Source organism: Acidovorax sp. GW823-FHT05D11 (assembly GCF_058795695.1).
On the sequence record NZ_CM179502.1, the window covers coordinates 955,852 to 979,947 of the forward strand.

A 24,096-nucleotide genomic window follows, 5' to 3' on the forward strand; every position below is an offset into this window, starting at 1 on the left:
TCCCCATTCCTTTTCGAGAGAAGACCCCATGCATTCCACACAACCCAACCGCCGCCATGTTCTTTCCGCCGGCCTGGGGCTGGGCCTTGCGGGCCTGGCGCCGGTAGCAGCCCAGGCGGACGAGAAATTCCCCTCGCGCCCCATCACCCTGGTGGTGCCGTTCCCGCCCGGCGGGTCGGTGGACATCATGGCCCGCCAGTATTCCGAGCCGCTCTCGCGCGTGCTGGGCGTGCCCATCATCGTGGAAAACCGCGCGGGCGCGGGCGGCTCGGTGGGCGCGTTGTACGTGGCGCGCGCCAAGCCCGACGGCTACACGCTGGTCGTGTCGTCGCAAAGCAGCCACCTGGCCAACCCGCTCACCCAGCCCAAGGTGGGCTACGACCCGGTCAAGGATTTCGAGAACATCGCCATCCTGGGCCGCCAGCCCAACGCGCTGGTGGTGCACAGCAGTCTGCCGTTCAAGACGTTCGCCGAGTTCGTGGCCTACGCCAAGAAGAACCCCGGCAAGCTCAACTACGGCAGCGGCGGCGTGGGCAGCATGGGCCAGCTCAACGTCGAGATGTTCAAGGCCGCCACCGGCGCCTTCACCACCCACATTCCCTACCGTGGCGGCACGCCGCTGATCACGGCCGTGCTGGCCAACGAGGTGCAGTTCATCCTCGACAACCTGGTGATCATGCTGCCGCACGTGCAGGCCGGCAAGGTCCGTGCCCTGGCCGTGGCGGCCGACCAGCGGCTGGCCCAGCTGCCCGATGTGCCCACCATGGCCGAGGTGGGCTACCCGGAGCTCAACCTCACCTCGTGGACAGGCCTGGCGGCCCCCGGCGGCACGCCCGATGCCATCGTGCAGACGCTGTACAAGGCCGTGCGCCAGGTCGCCACCTCGCCCGCGATGCTGGCCAACCTCAAGGAGCGCGGCGTGATCGCCCCCGAGGAGATGGCGCCCGCCGCCTTCGAGAAGATGATGTCCGAGCGCCTCGTGAAATTCGGCGAGGTGGTGCGCAAGGCGGGCATCACGGCGGAATGAGGTCGTGCTGGCCTGCTGTTCGTGATTGCTTTTGGCTGCTGGTCCTTGTTTGTCAAGCGCCGGCAGCTATCAAATTGATAGTTCCAAAGCCGATGGGACAATGCTGCCCATGACCGCCGCCCTCCACCCCCCCATCGACTCCCTCACCATCACCCGGCCCGACGACTGGCACCTGCATGTGCGCGACGGCGAGCCGCTTTCCACCGTGGTGCCGCACACGGCCGCGCAGTTCGGCCGCGCGATCATCATGCCCAACCTGCGCCCGCCCGTGACCACGGCCGAGCAGGCCCTGGCCTACAAGCAGCGCATCCTGGCCGCCGTGCCCGCCGGCGTGCAGTTCGAGCCGCTGATGACGCTGTACCTCACCGACAACCTGCCCGCCGACGAGATCGCGCGCGCCAAGGACGCGGGCGTGGTGGCATGCAAGCTCTATCCCGCGGGCGCCACCACCAACAGCGACGCGGGCGTGACCGACATCCGCAAGACCTACAAGACGCTCGAGGCCATGCAGAAGGCTGGCATGCTGCTGCTGGTGCATGGCGAAGTCACGAGCAGCGACATCGACCTGTTCGACCGCGAGGCCGTGTTCATCGAGCAGCAGCTCATCCCGCTGCGCCGCGACTTCCCCGAGCTCAAGATCGTCTTCGAGCACATCACCACCAAGGACGCGGCCGACTACGTGCAGGCGTCCGACCGCTTCACCGCGGCGACCATCACGGCGCACCACCTTCTGTACAACCGCAACGCGATCTTCGTCGGCGGTGTGCGCCCGCACTACTACTGCCTGCCCGTGCTCAAGCGCGAGACGCACCGCGTGGCCCTGGTGCAGGCGGCCACCAGCGGCTCGGCCAAGTTCTTCCTGGGCACCGACAGCGCGCCACACCCCGCGCACCTCAAGGAGCACGCCACCGGCTGCGCAGGCTGCTACACCGCGCATGCCGCCATGGAGATGTACGCCGAGGCGTTCGACAACGCCGGGGCGCTCGACAAGCTCGAAGGCTTTGCCAGCTTCCACGGCCCCGACTTCTACAGCCTGCCGCGCAACACCGGCACCATCACCCTGCGCCGCGAATCCTGGACGCCGCCCGAGAGCTTCGTCTTCGGCGAGGCCAACCTCAAGCCCCTGCGCTCCGGTGAAGCGCTGCCGTGGCGGCTGGTGTAAGCCCCTCCTTCGACGCCATCGACTGGAGCGCTCCCTGGCTGGCGCCGTGGCGCGGCCTGGGCCAGCCCATCGCGCGGCAGGTGCAGGGCGGCGGCGCGGTGCACGAGGCATTGCAGTCCGCGGCGCCCGGCGCGGTGCCCATGCTGTTCGCGCCGCAGGCCGCGCTGCCCGACGGCGTGGCCTACGAGCAGTACATCTGGGACACCCGCCGCGTGCCCACGCGCGACAACCTGCACGACTTCTTCAACGGCCTGGTGTGGCTGCATTTCCCGCTCACCAAGCGCCGCCTGAACGAACTGCAGGCCCAGGCCATCGCCGCCGACGGCGTGCAGGCGGTGCGCGGGCCGCTGCGCGATGCACTCACGGTGTTCGATGAAAACGGCGCGCTGCTGCAGGCGCCCGACGCGCTCTGGGATGCGCTCCGGGCGCGCGACTGGCAGCGCCTGTTCGTCGACCTGCGCCCGCTGTGGCGCGAAGCCCGGCTGGTGCTGTTCGGCCATGCGCTGCTGGAGAAGCTGGTGGCACCCCGAAAACCCATGGTGGCGCACGTCTATCGAGCGCCTGCAGCTATTGAATCCATAGCGGGTCTGGATGCCTGGCTGGCGCGGCGGGTGCAATCCCCCACCTGGGACGCCAAGCCTTTCACCCCCCTGCCGGTGCTGGGCGTGCCCGGCTGGTGGCGGGCGAATGAGGTGCCGGGCTTCTATGCCGACGCCCAGGTGTTCCGTCCGCCGCGCGCTGCACCCGCTCCCTAATTCCCGTCAAGGCTTGTGTGATAAGGCCGCGCCACAGGTTTGCACCTACCATAGCGCGATGAAATCGCGGCCATGGGCGGCGGGCGCGGGGGCTGCAGCGGCCCGCCACGCCCGAGGGCGTACCGCTTGAAGCGCGGTCCCCGGCCCCCATCTGGACCAGCGGACACTGTTGTTGTTGACCCCACGGAGAATTCATTCCATGAAGCGGATCCTGTTATTTGTGATGACCAACCTGGCCGTCGTTGTCGTGCTGGGGGTGGTGGCCAGCCTGCTGGGCGTGAACCGCTACCTCACGGCCAACGGGCTGAACCTGGGCGCGCTGCTGGGCTTCGCGCTCGTCATGGGCTTTGGCGGCGCGATCATCTCGCTGCTCATCAGCAAGCCCATGGCCAAGTGGACCTCGGGCGTGCGCGTGATCGACGGCTCCGGCTCGCCCGACGAGCGCTGGATCGTCGAGACCGTGCGCAAGTTCGCCACCGAAGCCAAGATCGGCATGCCCGAAGTCGGCATCTTCGAGGGCGACCCCAATGCGTTCGCCACGGGCGCGTTCAAGAACTCGGCGCTGGTGGCGGTGTCCACCGGCCTGCTGCAGGGCATGACGCGTGAAGAGGTCGAGGCCGTGATCGGCCACGAGGTGGCCCACATCGCCAACGGCGACATGGTCACCATGACGCTGATCCAGGGCGTGATGAACACCTTCGTGGTGTTCCTGTCGCGTGTCATCGGCTACGCCGTGGACAGCTTCCTGCGCAAGAACGACGAGAGCAGCTCGGGCCCCGGCATCGGCTACTACGTGACCACCATCGTGCTCGACATCCTGCTGGGCTTTGTGGCCGCCATGATCGTGGCCTGGTTCAGCCGCCAGCGCGAATTCCGCGCCGACGCGGGTGCCGCCCAGCTCATGGGCCGCCGCCAGCCCATGATCAACGCCCTGGCCCGCCTGGGTGGCATGCACCCGGCCGAGCTGCCCAAGAGCATGGCCGCCATGGGCATCGCCGGCGGCATCGGCAAGCTGTTCAGCACGCACCCGCCCATTGAAGAGCGCATTGCCGCGCTGCAGAACGCGCAGCAGCAGTAGCAGGGCTGATCCGGCTCGGGCCTCGGCCCCTGCAGGCCGCCACGGGAGCCCCCGCGGCGGCCTTTTTGTTGGTGGGGTGGGCAGGCCGCCTCGTGGCAAGGCTCAAGGGCTTGTCACCTTGTGTCGATAAGGTGGTGGCGACCCAGGCCCGCATGCCGTGCGGCGCGCGGTTGCATCATTGACCTTCATTCCCACGAGAGCACTCCATGTCCATTTCCCACGCGCGTGTTGCGGTCCGCCTGGCCCTGGCCTTTGGCGTTGTCTGCCTGGTCATGTCGCTGTCGGCCGCCGTCGGCATCTGGCGGCTGGCGGGGCTGCAGGACATCGCCGACGACCTGGGCGGCGCCTCCTCCGAGCGCGCACTGCTGGCGCGCGAGCTGCACGCCATCGTGGTGCTCAGCTCCGTGCGGGCCGAAACCCTGCTGGAAATCGACAACCCCGCCTACGCGGCCCGCATCGATGCCGACCGCAAGGTCACCTCGGCCCGGTCCGCCGACGTGCGCAAGCGGCTGGACGAACTGGCGGCGGACCCGGACTCCCAGGCCCTGTTCGATGCCATCGACAAGGCCGGCAATGGTTTTCGCACCGTGCGCGACGACCTCGTCAAGCGCCGCAAGGACGGCGAGGCCCTGCCGCCCGACGCCATCGCCACGCGCCTGCGCCCGGCGGCTGATGCCTATGCGGCGGCCGTGAACCAGCTGGCCGATTTCCAGCGCCAGCGCGTGGCCGAGGCCCGCGATGCCGCCGCCCGCAGCGAACGGCAGGGCATCACCCTGCTGGCGGCGGGTTCCGTGGTGGGGCTGCTGCTGAGCCTGGCCTGTGCCTGGCTGCTGTCGCGCTCCATCCTGCGGCCGCTGGCCCGTGCGTCCGAAGTCACCGACCGCATCGCCGAAGGTGACCTGACCTCGGCCGTGCCGGCCCCGGGCGCGGGCAACCGCGACGAGCTGCAGGCGCTGCTCGCGCGCCTGGGCGGCATGCAGGCACGCCTGGCCGCTCTGGTGGTGGGCATGCGCCAGGCCAGCACTTCCGTGGCCGGGGCCAGCAGCGAGATCGCGGCGGGCAACAGCGACCTGTCGGCCCGCACCGAGCACACGGCCTCCAACCTCGAAGAAATCGCCGCGAGCATGGAGGAACTGCTGGCCACCGTGCGCCACAGCGCCGACGCCGCCGCGCAGGCCAGCAGCCTGGCCACGGGCGCCAGCGGCGTGGCGCAGCGCGGGCGCGAGGCCGTGGACCGCGTGGTGGGCACCATGGATGGCATCGCGCTGTCGTCCCGCCGCATCGCCGACATCACCAGCGTGATCGACGGCATCGCGTTCCAGACCAACATCCTCGCGCTCAACGCCGCCGTGGAAGCGGCCCGGGCCGGAGAGCAGGGCCGGGGCTTCGCGGTGGTGGCCGGCGAGGTGCGCAGCCTGGCCCAGCGGTCGGCCACGGCGGCCAAGGAGATCGGCGGCCTGATCAGCGACAGCGTGCGCCAGGTGGACGAGGGCGCCAAGCTCGTGCACGCGGCGGGCAGCACCATGGGCGAGATCGTGAGCTCCGTGCAGCAGGTGGCCACCATCATTGGCGAGATCAGCACCGCCGCGCGCGAGCAGACCACGGGCCTGAGCCAGGTGGGCGAGGCGGTCTCGCAGCTCGACCAGATGACGCAGCAGAACGCCGCGCTGGTGGAAGAGTCCTCCGCCGCCGCGCAGGGTCTGCGCGCGCAGGCGCAGCAGTTGGCCGAACTGGTGGAGGCGTTCCGCCTGCCGGCTGGCAACGCGCTGCCGCGCTAGACAAGGGCGTCTTCCCTGGAGTGAAGCGCGGCGTCCAAGGCTGGCGCGGCCAAGCCGGCGCCACAGGGCGGTCACGATATTTCCACCCGCCAGCGCCTGCGCGGCGCGCGCAGCGCATGGCGCTTGCGGTACTCCGCCGGCGCCATGCCGGTGTAGCGCGCGAAGATGCGCCTGAAAGCCGCCGGGTCGGCGTAGCCGCAGGCCACGGCGACGCTGGGCACGCTCTCCAGCGTCACTTCCAGCATGACCTTGGCGCGGCGGCAGCGCAGGCCGTGCAGGTAGTCGAGCGGCGACTGCGACAGCTCCTGCTGGAAGTGCCGCAGCAGCGTGCGCGTGCTCACCGACGCGGCCTCGGCCAGCCGGGCCAGGGAGTACGGCTGGTCCAGGTGGGCTTCCATCCAGGCGATGGCGCGCGCCAGGGTGCTGTCGCGCGTGGCCGGGATGTGCTGCTGCGCGTTGGCCTGCAGGGCCGCGCGCGCACGCTGGTGGTCCGGCGCCATCACGGTCTCGCAGGCGGCGGCCAGTTCCTCACCCAGCGCGTGGCGCACCAGGGCGATCGCCAGCAGGTTCACGCTGTGCGGCAGCGCGCAGCTGAGCCAGGGGCCGTCGTCCGACAGGTCCCGGCCCAGGCTGTGGCCGATGCCCGGGAAGTCCCGTTCGAAGCCCGCGATGTAGAACCAGGGCAGGCTGGCCTGGCGCCCGTTCAGGCGGCCGCTTTGCGCCGCCAGCCAGGCGCCGTTGCCCACCGTGAGCAGTTTCTGCCCGGCATCGAGCGCGACGCCCAGCTGCCGCGACAGCGCGCGGTGGCGGGCCGCCACCGCGCGGATGGCCGGAATGTCCGCGGCATGGAACGAGGGGATGAACAACGCGTGGGCCGGGGCGGAGGGCGCCGCCGTGTCCCCGGCTGGCGTGTAGGCCGCCAGCGGCCCTGGCAGGGGAGCGAGGGGCAGCCCCCCGGCATCGAGCAGCCGCCAGGCCATGCGCGGCGCCTGCGCGCCCATGCGCAGGCCCGCCAGCAGGTTGGCGCCGCGCAGCAGGTCGATGAACTGCAGCGCATTGCCCACGGCGGACTCTGGCAGCAGCGGAATGTCCACGCGAAAGACCGGCGGCCTGGCGGGACTCGGGGGCAAGGACGAAGGTGACTGCGGCATGGCGGTATTGGCTCGTTGGATGGCCATTTTCGCTTGTCATGAAGAGGGTGCCGGCTTTTAGCATGAACGTGCTTTTTGCTCCCTGCTCCAGCCTTGCAAGCTGTCACCCACCCTATGGATCTGCCCATGCACAAACCCCTTTCCGCCATCGCGCTTGCCGCCGGCCTCGCCGCCAGCGGGCTGATCGCCGTCTCTTCGGCCCACGCCCAGGCGCTCGATGCCGCCGGCCTGCAGGCCATCGACACCGCCGTGAACAAGGTGGCGCCCAAGATGGTCAATTGGCGCCGCGACATCCATGCCCACCCCGAGCTCTCGGGCCAGGAGGTGCGCACCGCCAAGCTCGTGGCCGAGCACCTGAAGAAACTGGGCATGGAGGTGCAGACCAACGTGGGCGGCACCGGCGTGGTGGGCACCCTGCGCGGCGGCCTGCCGGGCAAGGTGGTGGCCCTGCGCGCCGACATGGACGCATTGCCCGTGCCCGAGAACACCGGCCTGCCCTTTGCCTCCAAGGTCAAGGCCAGCTATCTGGGCAAGGAAGTGCCGGTGATGCACGCCTGTGGCCACGATGCCCACGTGGCCATGCTCATGGGCGCGGCCGAGGCGCTGGCCGGCATGAAGGCCCAGCTGCCCGGCACCATCAAGTTCATCTTCCAGCCCGCCGAGGAAGGCGCGCCCGTGGAGGCCGACGCCAACGGCAAGGTGCCCAGCTTCGGGGCCAAGGCCATGGTGGAAGAGGGCGCCTTGAAGGATGTGCAGGCCATCTACGGCCTGCACATCACGGCCAACCTGCCGTCCGGCGTGGTGGGCTACCGCAGCGGCCCGCTCATGGCCGGATCGGACAACATCAGCATCCAGGTGGAAGGGCGCGGCGGCCATGGCTCGTCGCCCTGGAACGCGGTGGACCCGGTGGTGGCGGCCAGCCAGGTGGTGCTGGGCCTGCAGACCGTGGTGAGCCGCCAGCTCAACATCAGCCAGGAGCCCGCGGTGGTCACCATCGGCTCCATCCACGGCGGCACGCGCTACAACATCATTCCGGACAACGTGGAGCTGCTGGGCACCCTGCGCACCTTCGACGAGGGCATGCGCCAGGAGGCCTTGAAGCGCATCACCACCACCGCCGAGCAGATCGCGGCGTCGAGCGGCGCCAAGGCCAAGGTGCGCTTCGGACCCGTGGCCTACCCGGTGACCACCAACCCGGCCGAGCTGACGGCCGCCTCGCTGCCCGCGCTCAAGCTGGCCACGGGGGGCAAGGCGATGATCATCCCCAAGGTGAGCGGTTCGGAAGACTTCTCGGAGTTCCAGAAGGTCGCGCCCGGCTTCTTCTACTTCCTGGGCGCGCCGCCCAAGGGCGCGGACTTCAACAAGGCTCCATCCAACCACTCGCCGTTGTTCGACATCGATGAAGACCAGCTGCCGGTGGGTGCGCGCACGCTGGCGGCGCTGGCGGTGGATTTCTTGCAGCGCAAGTAAGGCGTGGGCCTTGGCGCTGGGTGTGGTGCCGACGGGGCCGCATGGGGTTGGGGCTCTTCAGGTTGCGCGGGCTGAGCTTGTCGAAGCCTGGGTTGGCTCTTTGGCTGATGGATGCGACATGCCTGTATTGAGGGCGGGAGCCGGGGTGCGCGCCCGGCGGCGCGGTAACTTTCTCTTGGTTCGCCAAGAGAAAGTCACCAAAGAGAAGGCGACCCCCAGTCTGCGACCCCTTCGCGTTGCGAAGGGGCAAACCTGCGTCGGGGCGGTTGCGGGGTGCGCCGCAGAACTCACTGCGCGCCCCCCGCACGAGCACCGCAGGTTGCCCCGCTCGCCCAGCGGGCGAGTGGGGACGCAGGCTGTAGGGTCGCCCTTTCTTTGGTGACTTTCTTTCGGCGACGCGAAAGAAAGTTACTCGCACGCCGGGCGACTCCCGGCCTCCGCCCTTCAACCAGGCATGCTGCCCATCAGCGAGCCTGCGAGCGCACCCAGGTTCCGACAAGCTCAACCCGACCGGGTGTGGAGCGCGGCGCCCCGGCCCACCAGCAGCCGAAACGGCAGCAGCAGCGCCACGCCCAGCACCAGCTTCACCCCCAGGTCCCCCAGCGCCCACGTCACCCACGGATCGTTGCTGCCAGCAAAGGCGATGCTCCAGAACACCGCCGTGTCCAGCACCGCAGCCATCAGCGTGGCCACCAGCGGCGCGCGCCACCAGGTGCCGTGGCGCAGCCGGTCGAACACGGCGATGTCCAGCCATTGCGACAGCAAAAACGCCGTGCCGGACGCGATGGCAATGCGCGCAGGTGCCAGCACCAGCGACGCGGCCACCGCCACGGCAAAGCCCACCCAGGCCACGCGGCGAGCCTGCTGCGGGCCGTGGGCGCGGTTGACCAGCTCACTCACCAGGAAGGCGACCGGGTAGGTGATCGCGCCCCAGGTGAGCCAGTCGTTGATCGGGAACTGCACCAGGATGTTGGAAGCCAGCACCACGGCGGCCATGGCCAGGGTAGCGGCAGCGAACTGCGCGCGGGTGGGCAGTGTCAGCGCAGCAGGCATGCCACCACCACGTCAGGCACGGCCCAGCAGAGCGCGCGCAACCGCCTCGCCCACCTTGATCCCGTCCACCCCCGCCGACAGGATGCCGCCCGCATAGCTGGCGCCTTCGCCCGCCGGGTACAGGCCGGCGGTGTTCAGGCTCTGCAGGTTTTCATTGCGCCCGATCTTGAGCGGCGACGAGGTGCGTGTCTCCACGCCGGTCAGCACCGCGTCGTGCATGTCGAAGCCCTTGATCTTGCGGCCGAACACGGGCAGCGCCTCGCGCAGCGCCGCGATGGCGTAGCCGGGCAGGGCGGCGTGCAGGTCGCCCAGGGCCACGCCGGGCTTGTACGAGGGCTCCACATCGCCCAGGTGCTTCGATGGAGTGCCCTGGATGAAGTCGCCCACCAGCTGCCCCGGCGCGCTGTAGTCGCGCCCGCCGAGCACGAAGGCGTTGGATTCGAGCTGGCGTTGCAGCACGATGCCCGCCAGCGGGTGGAACGGGCCCTGCGGCAGCGCTTCGATGCCGTGGGTGTGGCCCAGATGGGTGTCGAAGGCGGCGGCATCGGTGGGGTAGTCGCTCGGATCGATCCCCACCACCATGCCCGCGTTGGCGTTGCGCTCGTTGCGGGAGTACTGGCTCATGCCGTTGGTGACCACGCGGTTCGGCTCGCTGGTGGCGGCCACCACGGTGCCGCCGGGGCACATGCAGAAGCTGTACACCGCCCGGCCGTTCTGCGCATGGTGCACCAGCTTGTAGTCGGCCGCGCCCAGGAGCGGGTGGCCGGCGTGGCGGCCCCAGCGGGCGCGGTCGATGATGCCCTGCGGGTGCTCGATGCGAAAGCCGATGGAAAACGGCTTGGCCTCCATGGCGACGCCGCGGTCGTACAGCATGGCAAAGGTGTCGCGCGAGCTGTGGCCCAGGGCCATCACCACATGGTCGGCGCGCAGGTCGGTGGTCTCGCCCGTGGCCTGGTTCAGCACCTTCAGGCCACGCAGGTGGCGGCCCTCCCCGGTGCCTTCGACGACCACGTCCGTCACGCGCTGCTCGAAGCGGATCTCGCCGCCCAGCGCGATGATCTGTTCGCGCAGGTTCTCCACCACCTTCACCAGCTTGAAGGTGCCGATGTGCGGGTGGGCCACGTACAGGATTTCCTCGGGGGCGCCGGCCTTCACGAACTCGTTCATCACCTTGCGGCCCAGGTGGCGCGGGTCCTTGATCTGGCTGTAGAGCTTGCCGTCGCTGAAGGTGCCCGCGCCGCCCTCGCCGAACTGCACGTTGCTCTCGGCATGCAGCTCGCGCTTGCGCCACAGGCCCCAGGTGTCCTTGGTGCGCTCGCGCACGGGCTTGCCGCGCTCGAGCACGATGGGCCGGAAGCCCATCTGCGCCAGCACCAGCGCCGCGAAGATCCCGCAGGGGCCAAAGCCCACCACCACGGGGCGCAGGGGCAGCTCGGCCGGGGCCTGGCCCACGGGCTGCCAGGCCATGTCGGGCGTGGGCTGGATGTGCGGGTTGCCCGCGAACTGCGCGAGCAGCGCGGCCTCGCGCTCTGGCTGGGCGAGGGTGATGTCGATGATGTACACCGCCAGCAGTTCCACCTTGCGCGCGTCGAAGCTGCGCTTGAAGACGTGCAGGTGGGTGATGTCGGCCGGGGCCAGGCCCAGCAGCCTGGCGGCGGCGGCGCGCAGCAGCGCGTCGGGGTCTTCGGCCGCCGTGAAGGGCAGCCGGATTTCGGAGAGGCGGATCATGGTCTTGCGGGCCCGTGTCGATCGGGCGGGGTGCAAAGTCGTGGGGCCGTGATTTTACCGGGCCGCTGGCGCGCGGCCCCGTGCCTGCCGTGGGCGCCCTTGGCCTGGGGTAGGCGATTTTCAAAAATGATAGCTGCTACCGCTTGATGGATAAGCGCTGCAACCGGTTTTTATGCGGATCTTCCGTCGCCGGTGGCCTCGCCCCTGCGCCAGCGCAGCTCGGCCACGCCAAAGCCCAGCGCGGCCAGCAGCAGGGGCAGGAAGTAGTACAGCGCCCGGTACGCCAGCAGGGCCGCCAGCACCTTGTCCTGGCCCAGCGCGCCGTGGGCCAGCAGCGCGACGCCCACGGCCTCCAGCACGCCCAGGCCCGCGGGCACCCGCAGGACCAGCCCGGCCACCGCTCCCAGCTGCACGGTGGCGAGCGCGGCGGGGTAGCTCACCGCGCCCTGCAGCACGGTCCACAGCGCCGCGCCCATGAGCATCCAGTTCGTGGCCGACGCCGCCACCTGCCACAAGGCCACGGGCCACCGGGGCAGCGGAAAGGCGTGGCCGCGCAGCGTGAGGGCCCGTCCGCCGCGCGCGGCGCACAGCGCCACGTACGCCACGGGCAGGCAGCCCAGCACCGCGCCGCCCAGCCGCCATTGCCATGGCGTGGCGGCCCAGCCGGCCAGCAGCGGGGGCTGCCACAGCCAGGGGAGGACCGCCGCGAGCAGCAGGTAGCCCACCCAGTTGGTCAGCACGCTGGTGCCCACCACCTGCCCGATGGTGCCCGCGTCCACCCCGCGCCGCGCGTACAGCCGGTAGCGCACGCCCACGCCGCCGATCAGCGAGCCCAGGTTGAGCGTGAAGGGATAGCTGGTCATCGCGATGCCCAGCGTCGCGCGGCGCGTGAGCCGGTGGCCGCTGCAGTGGCGGCCCACCCAGTCGAAGCTGCCGTAGGTGAAATGGCTGGCCAGGGCCAGCGCTCCCGCCACGGCGAGCGCGCTGGCGGGCAACGCCTGCAGGGCGCGCAACACGGCGGGCCAGTCCACCAGGCGCGCCTGCCGGAAGATGAGCCAGGCCACCCCCCCGAAGAACGCCGCCGCGAGGCCGCGCGTGAGCCACGGCCACCAGGGGCGCTGGGTGAGGCCGCGCCAGCCGGAAGGGGCGCCGGGGGCCTGCCTGCCCGCGGCCAGGGGCGGCAGGGCCGGGTGGCGCGGGGTCGTGGTGGTGGCTGCCATGGGATGCCGGGGCCGCCTAGGCGGCCACGCCCGCGCTGCTGTTGTTGTTGGTGCCGTTGCCGTTGCCGGCGGCATCGCCCGCGGGCTGCGCGGGGGCCGGCGCCTTGCGGACCATGGTGATGGTGGGCTCGTGGCGGGGCAGCCAGCCGGCCCAGGTGGGAAACCACCGCATCAGGTGGAAGACCACGTAGCTGCGCAGCAGGCGCAGGCCGTCCAGCCGCCCCGGCGGCGGGGCCTCGATCTGCCGGCAGTTGTTCTCCATCAGCCGCGCCAGGCGGCGATGGAGCTGGGCGTTGAAGCCGCGGTCCTGGATGATCACGTTGGCCTCGAGGTTGAGCGACAGGCTCAGCGGGTCGAGGTTGCTGGAGCCGACGGTGGACCATTCGTCGTCCACCAGCGCCACCTTGCCGTGCAGGGGCCGCTCGCAGTATTCATACACCTGCACGCCCGCGCGCAGCAGGTGGTCGTAGAGCATGCTGGCCGCCGTGCGCACGATGGCCATGTCGGGCTGGCCCTGCAGGATGAGCCGCACGTCGACCCCGCGTTTGGCGGCGCGCCGCATCTCGCGGATGAAGCGGTAGCCCGGGAAGAAATACGCATTGGCGATCACCACGCGGTGGCGTGCCGACCGCAGGGCCACGCGGTAGTGGCGTTCGATGTCGCTGCGGTGGTCGTGGTTGTCGCGGGTCACGAAAATGGCATGGGCGGTGCCCGCGTGGGGCCGCCCCGTGGCGGCCGCGCCGCCCGGGCGCCGGCGCTGCGCGCCCTCCTGCACGGCCTCGCGAAGGAAATGGTGCATCTGCGCCACGATGGGGCCACGCACCTGCACGGCGTAGTCCTGCTTGGCCTCAGGGCCGAAATCCGCCACGTGGTCGGCCGAGTAGTTGATGCCGCCGATGAACCCCAGCTCGCCGTCCACCACCACCATCTTGCGGTGCATGCGGCGCAGCATGTTCAGGCGCTGGCCCATGAAGCGGCGGCCCGGGTCGAAGATGCGAAAGCGCACGCCCGCCTCGACCAGGCTGCCCACGAAGCCGTCGGACAGGTCGGGCGAGCCGAACCCGTCCACCAGCACATGCACTTCCACGCCGCGCCGGGCGGCCGCGAGCAGGGCGGCGTGCAGTTCCTGGCCGATCTTGTCCTCGAACAGGATGAAGGTCTCCAGCAGCACTTCGCGCCGTGCCTTTTCAATCGCGCCGAACACCCGGGGGAAAAACTCCTCGCCGTTTTCCAGCAGATCGAAGTGGTTGCCCGGCACCCAGCGGGATGAGCGTGGTGCGCGAAACGAGCGGGAAGATAGGCTCATAGCAGGATCTCCGCCGCCAGGGGTGCGTGGTCCGAAAGCTTGTCCCAGGGCTTGCGCGGCAGCGACAGGGGCGCATGCACGGCCGCGTTGCGCACGTAGATGCGGTCCAGCGCGAGCAGCGGCATGGACGCGGGGAAGGTGCGCACCGCCCGGCCGAAGGCCTGCACGAACACCTCCTGCAGGCCCGCCCCCCGCTGCAGGATGGCGTGCGCGCGGTGGCGCCAGTCATTGAAGTCGCCGGCCAGCACCACGGGCTCGCCGGGCGGGAAGGTCTTGAGCAGCTCGCACACCCGCTGCAGCTGGCGCTGGCGGTGGGCCTCCTGCAGCCCCAGGTGCACGCACACGGCATGCACGGGCAGGTGGTGGCCGGGCGGCTGCAGCACACAGTGCAGCATGCCGCGCCGCTCGGGCCCGCTGATCGAGATGTCATGGTTCTCATAGTGCGTGATGGGGAACTTGGACAGCAGGGCGTTGCCGTGGTCGCCGTTGTCATACACGGCATTGCGCCCATAGGCGTACTGCGACCAGATGGTGTCGGCCAGGAACTCGTAGTGCGGCACCTGCGGAAAGTTGGCGAGCCGGCTGGCATGGCGGTGGTGCGTGCCCTGCACCTCCTGCAGAAAGACCAGGTCCGCCGCCACGCTGCGCACCGCCTCGCGCAGCTCGTGCAGCATGAAGCGCCGGTTGAAGGTGGTGAAGCCCTTGTGCACGTTCACGGTGAGCACCTTGAACGCGATGGGTTGTGAGGGGAGGGTGTCCATGGGCAAACAATCGTTGTGGGGCCCTCCGGCGCGGGGCGCCGCCAGGGGCGGGCCGAAGGGTGAAACGATTGTTGGGGCCGCAGTGCGCCGCCGCTGTAGGACGGCTGGCCGTGGGTGTGTGCTGCGCTGGCCGAAAAAGGCTTTCGGCCCTGAACCCGTGCCTTGGCTACGTGCTGGGTTCAGGGCTGGCACCAGGGGCCGGCCGCCCCGCAGCACCTTGGAAACTGGCGCGCCCCAGGCCAGTGCACCCGTGGAACTGGCTCTGCCAGGCCACCGGGTGCGTCCCCCTGGGGGCTGAGACGCCGCGGCTCCAAGCCTGCCTGCGCAGGCTTGGACGGCATCGAAGAGACACCGCCTCTGGCGGTGGCACCAAGCGGTTGCGCCTCGGGGGGCAACTTATGCAGGCAGGAACCCCTCCACCGACAGATAACGCTCGCCCGTGTCGTAGTTGAAGCCCAGCACCTTGGCGCCCGCAGGCAGCTCGGGCAGCTTCTGCGCAATGGCGGCGAGCGTGGCGCCCGACGAAATGCCCACCAGGATGCCTTCTTCACGCGCGCAGCGGCGTGCGTATTCGCGGGCGGGTTCGGCATCGACCTGGATCACGCCGTCGAGCAGGCTGGTGTCGAGGTTCTTGGGGATGAACCCCGCGCCAATGCCTTGGATGGGGTGGGGCGCCGGCGCGCCGCCCGAGATCACCGGCGATGCCGTGGGCTCCACCGCGAACACCTTGAGGTTCGCAAACCTGGCCTTGAGCACCCGCGCCACGCCCGTGATGTGGCCGCCCGTGCCCACGCCCGTGATCAGCACGTCGATGCCGTCGGGGAAGTCCGCCAGGATCTCCTGCGCCGTGGTGCGCACATGCACGTCGATGTTGGCGGGGTTCTCGAACTGCTGGGGAATCCACGAGCCCGGCGTCTGCGCCTGCAGCTCCTGTGCGCGGGCGATCGCGCCCTTCATGCCCTTTTCGCGCGGGGTCAGGTCGAACTGCGCGCCGTAGGCCAGCATCAGGCGGCGGCGCTCGATGCTCATGCTGTCGGGCATCACCAGGATGAGCTTGTAGCCCTTGACGGCCGCCACCAGCGCCAGGCCGATGCCGGTGTTGCCCGAGGTGGGCTCGATGATGGTGCCGCCGGGCTGCAGGGCGCCGGACTTCTCGGCGTCTTCCACCATCGACAGCGCGATGCGGTCCTTGATGGAGCCGCCGGGGTTGCTGCGCTCGGACTTCACCCACACGTTGGCCGCCGGGCCAAACAGGCGGTTGATGCGCACGTGGGGCGTGTGGCCGATGGTTTGCAGAATGTTGTCAACTTTCATGGCGTCTCCTGTGAGGTGCAAAGAGGGGTGTGACGCGCATTCTGAACCACTTGTTCTGCTGTCTGGGTGATATGGATATGCCGGGGCCTGTGGGTTGCGGGCGGCCGGCAGGGGTTGTCCCCGGCCCCGGCCGCGCGGCGGGCCCGGGGGGCGGGCTACGCCGGTGTGATCTCGACCCGCATGGCCTCGTCCACCGGCGTGGTCTGCACCCGCACCGGCAGGCCCAGCGCGATGGTCTGCGCATTGGTGGCCGTGTGCTGCGTCACCTCGGTGCAGGTGTAGCGCGCGGCTTGCCCGCTGCGCCACACCGCCAGGGCCAGCGGCAGCATCCACTGGTCCGCCAGGTGCGGGCCCAGGGCGCCCGTGCTGCGCTGGTAGGCGCGCACCTCGTCCACCAGCCGCTTGGCGACCTGCTCGGCCGACAAGCTGCGCGCGCCCAGCTGGCAGAACACTTCGGTGACGTGCTCGTACTCCAGCGTGGCGATCAGCGCATTGCCCGGCCCCTCGTTCTGGCGCGTGGGCGGCTGGCGCAACTGGCCTGCTTCAAAGGTCCAGCCCATCCGCTGGCCCAGGGTCTCCAGCTCCCGGTAGGGAATGTTGCGGGCCAGGCCGGGCGCCAGCGCATCGGCCCACCCGGTCTTCAGCGTGCCGCGCTCCAGCACGTCCACCGGGGCCAGGGTCTGGGCTGGGGGCGTGATGTGCGCCAGCACCTCGCCGCCCCCGGCGGGGTAGAAGCCCCGCCGCTGCAACTGCAGATCCAGCCCCACCCCCAGCCGCCGCACCAGCGGCGCAAACGCCCGTTCCAGAAAGTCAAACGGCGGCGCCATCGGGTTGTGCGTGCCGCCCGACAGCTGCACACGGCTCTCGCCGTCGGCCAGCATCAGCGCGGGCAAGACCGTTTGCAGCACCAGCAGGCAGCTGCCCGCCGTGGCGATCTGAAAGCGGTAGTCGCCAGAACGCACCGCGCCCGGCGTGAACCGCAGCGTCTGGGAGCCCAGCTCCGCCCCCTCGGCCTGCCCGCCGCACACGGCGGTGGCCGCCTGCACGCAGGCCAGGTGCTGGCGCATCAGTCCCGGCTTGGGCCGCCCGGCGCGGATGCGCGTGATGTGCAGCGGCCGGCCGGTGGCCATGGAAAGGGCCAGGCCGGTGCGCAGGATCTGGCCGCCGCCTTCGCCGGTGGAGCCGTCGAGGGTGAGTGAGTGCATCTTCGTGAGATAGTTTTTTGTTTTTCCATCAAGGATCGTTTGAAGCCGATCACGTTAAGTCGGCACATCCTTGCGGGCTTCATACGTAGCAAGTAAATAGATAGCTAGCGCGCCTGAGAGATTGACTGCCAGTTCTGCATGCCTCGCTGCAGGTCGAATGCCTACTTTCCCCTTTCCGTGGGCATCGCCCAAGCGATTCCGAAGCGCTGCTAGGCCCTCAACGACTGCCGTGCACCCCCCCAAGATTTGTTTGAAAACTTGTTCGGTGTGTTGGGATGGCGCTATTCGCAGCTCCTCTGCTGTGAGCCGATACAGCTTGTTCATGTCTGGGTTGTCGTCATGCGCAACGTTGCACTCGTCAAGAATTTGCTTACATACCGACTCAAGAAGTGTTCGAGCCAGTGTGATAGCACCCTCTGGATCGGCCGCCCTCCGATCAAGTGCCTTCGACCATATCGCTTGGGCGTACGCTGAGTTCATTTTTTCGACGGCTCCAGAGACCAATGAATCGGCGGGATAGTCCTGATCTGATTCAATCCTCTCCAAAAGGGGGCGAAACTCGCCCCATATGTAGTCTCTTCGCTCGGCATATTTGGCGTATTTGCCTTTTACAAATTGCCAAAACTGGGGCAGGCTTCGGCAGGTTCTCACGAAGCTTGGAACCAGTGAGTCAAATCGCGTCTCGGACAACACGACCTGTCTGAGCCTCACATAGTCGGCGTCGTTTTCGTCGTTGCCGGTTGCTCGTGAAATCATCAGGTTCTGGAGTGTTTCCACCTGCTCTTTGTAGACGTTCATGCTTTTCACCCCTTCACACACACCACCTGCTTGAGCGTGTACACCACCTCCACCAGGTCCTGCTGCGCCGCCATCACCGCGTCGATATCCTTGTAGGCCATCGGGATCTCGTCGATCACGTCGGCGTCCTTGCGGCATTCCACGCCCTGGGTCGCGGCGATCTGGTCGGCCACGGTGTACATCTTCTTGGCCTTGGTGCGGCTCATGGTGCGGCCCGCGCCGTGGCTGCAGCTGTTGAAGCTCTCGGGGTGGCCTTTTCCGCGCACGATGAAGCTCTTGGCCCCCATGCTCCCCGGGATGATCCCCAGCTTGCCCTGCTCGGCACTCACCGCGCCCTTGCGGGTCACGAACACGTCCTGCCCGAAGTGCGTTTCGCGCTGCACGTAGTTGTGGTGGCAGTTCACGGCTTCCACGTGCGTCTCGAACGGCTTGGTGATCACCTTGCGCAGCGCGGCAATCACCCGGCCCATCATCACTTCGCGGTTGGCGGCGGCGAACTTCTGCGCCCACCCCACGGCCTTCACGTAGTCGCCGAAGTACCGCGCGCCTTCCTCGAAGTACGCCAGGTCCTTGTCGGGCAGGTTGCGCTGGTTCATCTCGGCGTCCTTCTTGGCCAGCTCGATGAAGTGGGTGCCGATGGCGTTCCCCACCCCGCGCGAGCCCGAGTGCAGCATCACCCACACGGATTGGTGTTCGTCCAGGCAGATCTCGATGAAGTGGTTGCCCGTTCCCAGCGTTCCCAGGTGCTTGTAGTTGTTGGTGTTCTTGATGCGCGGGTGCGCCTCGCAGATTTCCTCGAACTCGTCCACCAGCGCAGCCCAGGCGCGATCTGTCTCGGCGGGCGGGGTATCCCAGCTGCCTTTGTCGCGGCCAAAGCGCTTGGGCGTCATCCCCACCGGCACGGCGCGCTCGATGGCGGCGCGCACACCGGCCAGGTTGTCGGGCAGGTCGCTGGCGGTCAGCGTGGTCTTGCATGCCATCATTCCGCACCCCAGGTCCACCCCCACCGCGGCGGGAATGATGGCCTTGAGCGTGGGCACCACCGAGCCGATGGTGGCACCGATTCCCAGGTGCACGTCGGGCATCACCGCCACGTGCTTGAACACGATGGGCAGGCGCGCGATGTTGCGCAGCTGGTTCCGGGCTTCTTCTTCCACGGGCACACCGTTCGTCCACATCTTCACGGGCACGCCGTTCGGCACTTCGTATTGTTCGTAGTTGTTGTTGGTCATATTGTTCTTTCGCATTTTGTTGTTCATTGCACCATTCCGCGCGCTGCGGCCTGGGCGTAGTTCTTCAGTTCGTCGTCGTTCTTCACCTGGCGGATGAAGGCGTCCATGTGCGCCTGCAGTTCCTTGGGCCGCTTCAGGCGCACGCCCTCGTGGCCGATCCCGTGCAATGCGGACTCCTGTGCGGCCCTGAACGGCATCGCCAGCATCTCGCAGAACACCTGCCACATCGCGTCGCGCCATTCAGGGATGTCCTTGGCGTTCCAGAACGTGGGCCACACGTCAAACCACATGTAGCTCACGAAGTAGAGGCGGTCGCTTCGGCTCCCGATGGGGCTCGGCCCGGTGTCCAGGCGCGGGCCGAGGCAGTCGCGCCACAAGGTGGGCAGGGCCCGCATCATGCGCATCGCGTCGGACAAGGGCACCGAGGGGTCGTTCGCCATGTGCGGGATGTCGCCCGCGTTGTTGCTCATCACATGGTTCAGGCCCATGCCCACCTGCTCGTCGCTGTAGGGCGCCAGGTCGGTGCCCGCGTTGGCGAACAGCACGGTCTGGATGTGTGTCCATTGCAGTGGCGTGGCGTCGAACTCCGGCTCGTCGATCAGCCAATACCACTCCTGCCCGCTCTTGTCGGGCACGGGGCGGTCGAAGAGGTAGCGCAAGGCCGCGCTGTACACCGCCGGGTCCAGGCCGACGGATGCGCAGGTGGCGGATGCGGTGTCCCGCTGCAGGCGCTTTGCTCTCGCTGTCAGTTTCTTGTTTTTCATGGCAGTTCCTGCTTTTCCATTTTTTCCATTTTTCTCAGCGCATCTTCACGAGGCCGTTCAGCACCTGGTCCAGGCCTCCGAACACCGAGATCTTGTCGATGCGCTCGGCCACGCGCTCCAGCGTCTCCAGTTCTTTCATGCGCAGGGCGACGGGGTTGTCCTCCATCACCTTCGCCGTGTTGAGCAGCGAGCGCGTGGCAGCCGTTTCCTCGCGGCGGCGTATCACGTTGGCCTCGGCCTGCTTCTGGGCCTGCACCACCTGGGTCAGGATGGCCTTCATCTCGCCGGGCAGCACGATGTCCTTCACGCCCACGCTCTCCAGCTGCATGCCGAAGGGCTGCAATTTGGCGGCCATGTGCGCGGTCACCACGTCGTCGATCACCGTCTTGCTCTCCAGCAGCTCATCGAGCGTGCGGGTGCCCACGGCGGCGCGCAGCGCGAACTGCAGCTCGCGGTACAGGTAGTCGGCGGGCTTTTGCAGCTGGGCGAAGGCGCGCAGCACATCGGTGGTGCGAAAGGTGGCAGACAGGTTCAGCCGCAGGCTCACCTTGTCGCGGGTCATGATGTCCTGGCCCGAGACCTCCACGGCCTGCAGGCGCAGGTCCACCAGCTCCACGGCGATGGTGCGGCCGTACTTCCAGAACGCGTAGGCGCCTGCAGGCAGCAGCCGATCCACTTTGCCGTCGATGGAGAGCAGCGCGCACTGGCCCTCGGGCACCTGCACCTGCAGCACGCCGGTCAATCCGGCCACGCTGCGCTGGCGCAGTTGCGTTTGCGTCAGGCGCGCCACCAGGGCGGCGGGCAGCTCGGGGCCTGCCTGCAGGTCGATCACCTGCACGCTCACCTCCACCAGGCCTTTCCAATAGAGGCGGCGCGTGCCGGGCGGCAGCACCTCGACCAGCACGCCGTTCTCGCTGCGCAGGCCTACTTGCTGTTCCGACAGGTTCACTTGCACAAACTCTGCCGCCACCACGGCGGGTTCCTGCGCCATCAGGTAGTCGGCCAGGCCGTGGGTGAAGGCGGGTTGCTCCAGGGCGAAGGTCTCCACGCGCAGCTGGTCCATGCCGGCAAACAGCCAGTGCGTGCCGCTGTGGAGCACGCGGTCAAAGCTGCCGTTGCGCAGCAGCAGGGCGCGTTCGTTCTTCTTCACGGTGGTGCGTTGGATCAACTTCGTCATTTTTCTTCTCCTTGTTCTGTCGTTGTCGTTACTTCGCTGTCATTGCAATCAGGGTGCCGTTACAGCGATGGCGGGGTGCCAGGGGGCACAACCTCGGGCCTTGCAGTGCGCCGTGGCTGCTGCCCTGCAAGCAGGGCGGCAGCGTGGCTGGCTGCGGGCGCGGGCCGTGCCGGGTGCTGGCACAAACCGCCACCGGCTGACGGGGCCTTGCCTTGCGGTGGCGTTCCCAAAAAACGCCACCCTGGGGCAACTCCCCGCGTTCGGCGGGTGGTCTTTCGACCGTTACTTCCAAGTGCTGGCCTTGCGGCCTTGGGCAGGAATCGAACCTGCAACAGACCCCTTGCGGGGTTGCTCTACCAATGAGCTACCAATGGAGGCACGCCTGGAGTCGAACCAGGCATCCCTTGCGGGATGGCTACCACGGCCGTGCCGTTACCCAGCGTTTGCGGCGTGCGGCATGCGGGGAATCGACAAGAGCCCTGAGGCTCCGGATTCCCTGCACCGGCGGGGCGAACGTGTGTCCTAACCCCGGCCTGTGAGCGGTCACCGCTTGCGCTGGATGTCTTCTTTATTGCCAGATGCGTGCCAGCCTGTGGCTTGTGGTTCGATTTCTTTCAAGTCGTTGATTTGTAAGGGGAAATTTCTTCGATTGTTTTTTGGTCTATTCGAGGTGCATGAAGTAACTAGAATGAAAGCTAGTTGAATAGATAAATGGAATGCGCAAAAACAAAGTCGTCATCGGTTTCCTGGGCACCCAGCTCGACGCCGGCAGGGGCGCGGGGCGGTGGGAAAAGTGGCGCCCCACGGTGTCGCTGGTGCAGCATGAGGACGTGGTGATCGAGCGGCTGGAGCTGCTCTACACGCCGCCCCATCAGGACCTGGCGCAGCAGGTGCGCGCCGACATGGCCATCGCCTCGCCCGAGACCACGGTGAATCTGGCGCCCCTGCCCATTGCCGACCCGTGGGACTTTGGCGAGGTGTATGCCAGGCTGTTTGACTGGGCGCAGGCCTACCGCTTCGACACCGGGCGCGAGGAGTACTGGACGCACATCACCACCGGCACCCACGTGGCGCAGATCTGCCTGTTCCTGCTGGTGGAATCGCGCCGCATTCCAGGCGTGCTGGCGCAGACCTCGCCGCCCAAACGCCAGCAGATGGGCGATCCGGGCAGCTACACGCTGATCGACCTGGACCTGTCGCGCTACGACGGGATCGCCCAGCGCTTCGGCGCCGAGCAGCAGGACGCGGTGCAGTTCCTCAAGAGCGGCATCGCCACGCGCAACGCGCGCTTCAACGCGCTGATCGACGAGGTGGAGCGCGTGGCGGTGCGCTCGCGTGCGCCCATCCTGTTCACCGGGCCCACGGGCGCGGGCAAGTCGCACCTGGCGCGGCGCATGTTCGAGCTGAAGAAGTCGCGCCACCAGGTGGAGGGCGAGTTCGTGGAAGTGAACTGCGCCACGCTGCATGGCGACGGCGCGGCGTCCACGCTGTTCGGCCACAAGAAAGGCGCCTTCACCGGTGCGGCGGCCGACCGCGCGGGCCTGCTGCGCACGGCGCACAAGGGCGTGCTGTTCCTCGACGAGATCGGCGAACTGGGCCTCGATGAGCAGGCCATGCTGCTCAAGGCGGTGGAGGAAAAGCGCTTCTACCCCCTGGGCAGCGACCGCGAGGTGGCCAGCGACTTCGAGCTCATCGCGGGTACCAACCGCGACCTGCGCACCGAGGTGACGGCAGGGCGTTTTCGCGAAGACCTGTATGCGCGCATCAACCTCTGGAGCTATGTGCTGCCGGGCCTGGCGCGGCGGCCCGAGGACATCGAGCCCAACGTGGACCACCAGCTGGCCCGCGCAGGCGCCGAGCTGGGCCGCGGCGTGCGCTTTTCCAACGAGGCGCGCGCGGCCTACCTGCGCTATGCCCAGTCGCCCGAGGCGCTGTGGACGGGCAACTTCCGCGACCTCTCGGCCAGCGTCACGCGCCTGGCCACGCTGGCCGACAGCGGCCGCATCGGCCTGCCCCTGGTCGAGGCCGAGATCGCGCGCCTGCGCTGGCTGTGGCAGCCCGCCAGCGATGCGCGCAGCGGTCTGGCGTCCATGCCCGGCGCGGTGGGCCGCGGCGATCTGGCGGACCTGCTGGGCGAGGAAGCGGTGCACGCCCTGGACCTGTTCGACCAGCTGCAACTGGCGGCCGTGCTGCAGGTGTGCCGCCAGGCCCGCACCCTGTCGGACGCGGGGCGCCAGCTGTTCCAGGCCTCGCGCACGCAGCGCACGGTGGTCAACGATGCGGACCGGCTGCGCAAGTACCTGGCGCGTTTTGGCCTCGACTGGGATCGCGCGAGTGCCTCTGGGCAGTAATCCTAGAAACGGCAGTTGACCGCTTGGTTTCCTTCAACTTGCCATCTGAAGTCAGGTATGTGCTGCTTCGATGGCGTTCACTGGTTGGATGGGCACGCTATACACCCGCCAGCACCGCGCTCGGCGTGCCATGCGGCGTTGCTCCTCCTTGCAGGCAAGAGCCTGCAGCGTCGTCTCGCCTTGCCTGACGCACCGATCACGGCACTGACGGGCGCATTCAACTGCCGTTTCTAGGATAATCCACCCCGTGAAGCGCGCCAGACCGCCGCTGGTGCAATCTGGGAAACCAGGCACTGGAGGAACGTCCGGACTGCACAGGACAGCGTAGCAGCTAACGGCTGCCCACCGTGAGGTGAGGATCAGAGCAACAGAGACGAGTCCGGGTGGAAACTACCTGCCACGGAGTGTTCTGTGAGGCGCCAGCGCAAGCTGGCGAGAGGACAGCGAGAGCTGTCCGAACCCGGCGCAAGCCGGGTCCGAACAGCCACCCCGAGCGGGCAAGCCCGCTCGGGGTGAAACGGGCAATCTCTACGCGCAGCAATACCAAGTAGGCCAGCGTTGATGTGGTTCCGCAGAGCTGGCGGGTAGGTAGCACCGAGCCGTGGTGGCGACACCCGGCCCAGATTAATGGCGGTCACACTGCGGGCAACCGTGGTGCACAGAATCCGGCTTATCGGCGCGCTTCACACTTTATTTCCCCCAGCCTCAGCCTGATGTAGGCGCTGATGTGCCGGTCGTGCCCGGCGCGGAGCACGCCACGGCGCGC

19 protein-coding genes, 1 tRNA gene and 1 other RNA gene are annotated in these 24,096 nt (G+C 68.4%); 8 read left to right on the forward strand and 13 right to left on the reverse strand.

What is annotated here, in order from left to right:
• Positions 1-28 precede the first annotated feature (28 nt).
• From AC3RCE_RS04400 to AC3RCE_RS04420, 5 genes are all read left to right on the forward strand, one after another.
• Positions 29-1,027, forward strand: coding sequence for a Bug family tripartite tricarboxylate transporter substrate binding protein (locus AC3RCE_RS04400; protein WP_218340465.1), 999 nt, complete (start codon positions 29-31; stop codon positions 1,025-1,027).
• A 109-nt stretch (positions 1,028-1,136) separates the two neighbouring features.
• Entirely contained in the window at positions 1,137-2,189 is a 1,053-nt protein-coding gene (pyrC, locus tag AC3RCE_RS04405) for a dihydroorotase (protein WP_492254612.1), read from the forward strand.
• Complete coding sequence (locus tag AC3RCE_RS04410; RefSeq protein WP_492254613.1) at positions 2,174-2,944, forward strand: DUF3025 domain-containing protein; 771 nt, start codon at positions 2,174-2,176, stop codon at positions 2,942-2,944. The genes pyrC and AC3RCE_RS04410 overlap by 16 nt, the downstream gene beginning before the upstream one ends.
• A 199-nt stretch (positions 2,945-3,143) precedes the next feature.
• Entirely contained in the window at positions 3,144-4,022 is an 879-nt protein-coding gene (gene htpX, locus AC3RCE_RS04415; protein WP_218293259.1) for a protease HtpX, read from the forward strand.
• A 206-nt stretch (positions 4,023-4,228) separates the two neighbouring features.
• Positions 4,229-5,800, forward strand: a complete 1,572-nt coding sequence (locus tag AC3RCE_RS04420; protein ID WP_492254614.1) for a methyl-accepting chemotaxis protein — start codon at positions 4,229-4,231, stop codon at positions 5,798-5,800.
• A 71-nt stretch (positions 5,801-5,871) separates the two neighbouring features.
• Here the strand turns inward: AC3RCE_RS04420 and AC3RCE_RS04425 are convergent, their stop codons facing one another.
• Positions 5,872-6,951, reverse strand: coding sequence for a GlxA family transcriptional regulator (locus tag AC3RCE_RS04425; protein ID WP_492255355.1), 1,080 nt, complete (start codon positions 6,949-6,951; stop codon positions 5,872-5,874).
• A gap of 126 nt (positions 6,952-7,077) precedes the next feature.
• On the opposite strand from AC3RCE_RS04425, the gene AC3RCE_RS04430 reads away from it, so the two are divergent.
• Positions 7,078-8,421, forward strand: a complete 1,344-nt coding sequence (locus AC3RCE_RS04430) for an amidohydrolase (RefSeq protein ID WP_492254615.1) — start codon at positions 7,078-7,080, stop codon at positions 8,419-8,421.
• A gap of 501 nt (positions 8,422-8,922) precedes the next feature.
• On the opposite strand, the gene AC3RCE_RS04435 is transcribed toward AC3RCE_RS04430, so the two are convergent.
• The 12 genes from AC3RCE_RS04435 to AC3RCE_RS04490 form a co-directional block, all read right to left on the reverse strand.
• Positions 8,923-9,474 carry a VUT family protein gene (locus AC3RCE_RS04435; protein ID WP_492254616.1) on the reverse strand — a complete coding sequence of 184 codons (552 nt, stop codon included), beginning with the start codon at positions 9,472-9,474 and terminating at the stop codon, positions 8,923-8,925.
• Between the two features lie 12 nt (positions 9,475-9,486).
• Positions 9,487-11,202 (reverse strand): NAD(P)/FAD-dependent oxidoreductase, encoded by a 1,716-nt coding sequence (locus tag AC3RCE_RS04440; protein ID WP_492254617.1) that lies wholly within the window; start codon positions 11,200-11,202, stop codon positions 9,487-9,489.
• 170 nt (positions 11,203-11,372) lie between these two features.
• Entirely contained in the window at positions 11,373-12,422 is a 1,050-nt protein-coding gene (locus AC3RCE_RS04445; RefSeq protein WP_492254618.1) for a lysylphosphatidylglycerol synthase domain-containing protein, read from the reverse strand.
• 16 nt (positions 12,423-12,438) lie between these two features.
• Positions 12,439-13,728 carry a cardiolipin synthase ClsB gene (gene clsB / locus AC3RCE_RS04450; RefSeq protein WP_492254619.1) on the reverse strand — a complete coding sequence of 430 codons (1,290 nt, stop codon included), beginning with the start codon at positions 13,726-13,728 and terminating at the stop codon, positions 12,439-12,441.
• Complete coding sequence (locus tag AC3RCE_RS04455) at positions 13,725-14,489, reverse strand: endonuclease/exonuclease/phosphatase family protein (protein ID WP_218293267.1); 765 nt, start codon at positions 14,487-14,489, stop codon at positions 13,725-13,727. Before AC3RCE_RS04455 ends, clsB begins: the two co-directional genes overlap by 4 nt.
• Positions 14,490-14,885: 396 nt before the next feature.
• Entirely contained in the window at positions 14,886-15,803 is a 918-nt protein-coding gene (cysK, locus tag AC3RCE_RS04460; RefSeq protein ID WP_369641408.1) for a cysteine synthase A, read from the reverse strand.
• 155 nt (positions 15,804-15,958) lie between these two features.
• Complete coding sequence (gene rtcA / locus AC3RCE_RS04465; RefSeq protein WP_492254620.1) at positions 15,959-17,008, reverse strand: RNA 3'-terminal phosphate cyclase; 1,050 nt, start codon at positions 17,006-17,008, stop codon at positions 15,959-15,961.
• A 54-nt stretch (positions 17,009-17,062) separates the two neighbouring features.
• Positions 17,063-17,806, reverse strand: a complete 744-nt coding sequence (locus AC3RCE_RS04470) for an abortive infection family protein (RefSeq protein WP_492254621.1) — start codon at positions 17,804-17,806, stop codon at positions 17,063-17,065.
• A 5-nt stretch (positions 17,807-17,811) separates the two neighbouring features.
• Complete coding sequence (locus tag AC3RCE_RS04475) at positions 17,812-19,053, reverse strand: RtcB family protein (RefSeq protein ID WP_492254622.1); 1,242 nt, start codon at positions 19,051-19,053, stop codon at positions 17,812-17,814.
• Positions 19,054-19,061: 8 nt separating this feature from the next.
• Complete coding sequence (locus AC3RCE_RS04480) at positions 19,062-19,802, reverse strand: hypothetical protein (RefSeq protein WP_492254623.1); 741 nt, start codon at positions 19,800-19,802, stop codon at positions 19,062-19,064.
• Positions 19,803-19,836: 34 nt separating this feature from the next.
• A complete protein-coding gene (locus AC3RCE_RS04485; RefSeq protein ID WP_492254624.1) occupies positions 19,837-20,979 on the reverse strand; it encodes a slipin family protein in 1,143 nt (380 codons plus the stop codon).
• 305 nt (positions 20,980-21,284) lie between these two features.
• Positions 21,285-21,357: transfer RNA gene (locus AC3RCE_RS04490), tRNA-OTHER, on the reverse strand.
• A 338-nt stretch (positions 21,358-21,695) separates the two neighbouring features.
• Between AC3RCE_RS04490 and rtcR the strand changes: the two genes are divergently transcribed.
• Both rtcR and rnpB read left to right on the forward strand, forming a co-directional pair.
• Positions 21,696-23,330 carry an RNA repair transcriptional activator RtcR gene (gene rtcR / locus AC3RCE_RS04495; RefSeq protein WP_492254625.1) on the forward strand — a complete coding sequence of 545 codons (1,635 nt, stop codon included), beginning with the start codon at positions 21,696-21,698 and terminating at the stop codon, positions 23,328-23,330.
• A gap of 249 nt (positions 23,331-23,579) precedes the next feature.
• An RNA gene (gene rnpB, locus AC3RCE_RS04500) (RNase P RNA component class A) lies at positions 23,580-24,019 on the forward strand.
• Positions 24,020-24,096: the final 77 nt, after the last annotated feature.

Excerpts from the sequence above, each read along its gene's own strand:
- AC3RCE_RS04400 (WP_218340465.1), top strand. The coding sequence starts at position 29 with ATGCATTCCACACAACCCAACCGCCGCCATGTTCTTTCCGCCGGCCTG.
- pyrC (WP_492254612.1), top strand. The coding sequence starts at position 1,137 with ATGACCGCCGCCCTCCACCCCCCCATCGACTCCCTCACCATCACCCGG.
- htpX (WP_218293259.1), top strand. The coding sequence starts at position 3,144 with ATGAAGCGGATCCTGTTATTTGTGATGACCAACCTGGCCGTCGTTGTC.
- AC3RCE_RS04420 (WP_492254614.1), top strand. The coding sequence starts at position 4,229 with ATGTCCATTTCCCACGCGCGTGTTGCGGTCCGCCTGGCCCTGGCCTTT.
- AC3RCE_RS04425 (WP_492255355.1), bottom strand. The coding sequence starts at position 6,951 with ATGCCGCAGTCACCTTCGTCCTTGCCCCCGAGTCCCGCCAGGCCGCCG.
- AC3RCE_RS04430 (WP_492254615.1), top strand. The coding sequence starts at position 7,078 with ATGCACAAACCCCTTTCCGCCATCGCGCTTGCCGCCGGCCTCGCCGCC.
- AC3RCE_RS04435 (WP_492254616.1), bottom strand. The coding sequence starts at position 9,474 with ATGCCTGCTGCGCTGACACTGCCCACCCGCGCGCAGTTCGCTGCCGCT.
- AC3RCE_RS04440 (WP_492254617.1), bottom strand. The coding sequence starts at position 11,202 with ATGATCCGCCTCTCCGAAATCCGGCTGCCCTTCACGGCGGCCGAAGAC.
- AC3RCE_RS04445 (WP_492254618.1), bottom strand. The coding sequence starts at position 12,422 with ATGGCAGCCACCACCACGACCCCGCGCCACCCGGCCCTGCCGCCCCTG.
- clsB (WP_492254619.1), bottom strand. The coding sequence starts at position 13,728 with ATGAGCCTATCTTCCCGCTCGTTTCGCGCACCACGCTCATCCCGCTGG.
- AC3RCE_RS04455 (WP_218293267.1), bottom strand. The coding sequence starts at position 14,489 with ATGGACACCCTCCCCTCACAACCCATCGCGTTCAAGGTGCTCACCGTG.
- cysK (WP_369641408.1), bottom strand. The coding sequence starts at position 15,803 with ATGAAAGTTGACAACATTCTGCAAACCATCGGCCACACGCCCCACGTG.
- rtcA (WP_492254620.1), bottom strand. The coding sequence starts at position 17,008 with ATGCACTCACTCACCCTCGACGGCTCCACCGGCGAAGGCGGCGGCCAG.
- AC3RCE_RS04470 (WP_492254621.1), bottom strand. The coding sequence starts at position 17,806 with ATGAACGTCTACAAAGAGCAGGTGGAAACACTCCAGAACCTGATGATT.
- AC3RCE_RS04475 (WP_492254622.1), bottom strand. The coding sequence starts at position 19,053 with ATGCGAAAGAACAATATGACCAACAACAACTACGAACAATACGAAGTG.
- AC3RCE_RS04480 (WP_492254623.1), bottom strand. The coding sequence starts at position 19,802 with ATGAAAAACAAGAAACTGACAGCGAGAGCAAAGCGCCTGCAGCGGGAC.
- AC3RCE_RS04485 (WP_492254624.1), bottom strand. The coding sequence starts at position 20,979 with ATGACGAAGTTGATCCAACGCACCACCGTGAAGAAGAACGAACGCGCC.
- rtcR (WP_492254625.1), top strand. The coding sequence starts at position 21,696 with ATGCGCAAAAACAAAGTCGTCATCGGTTTCCTGGGCACCCAGCTCGAC.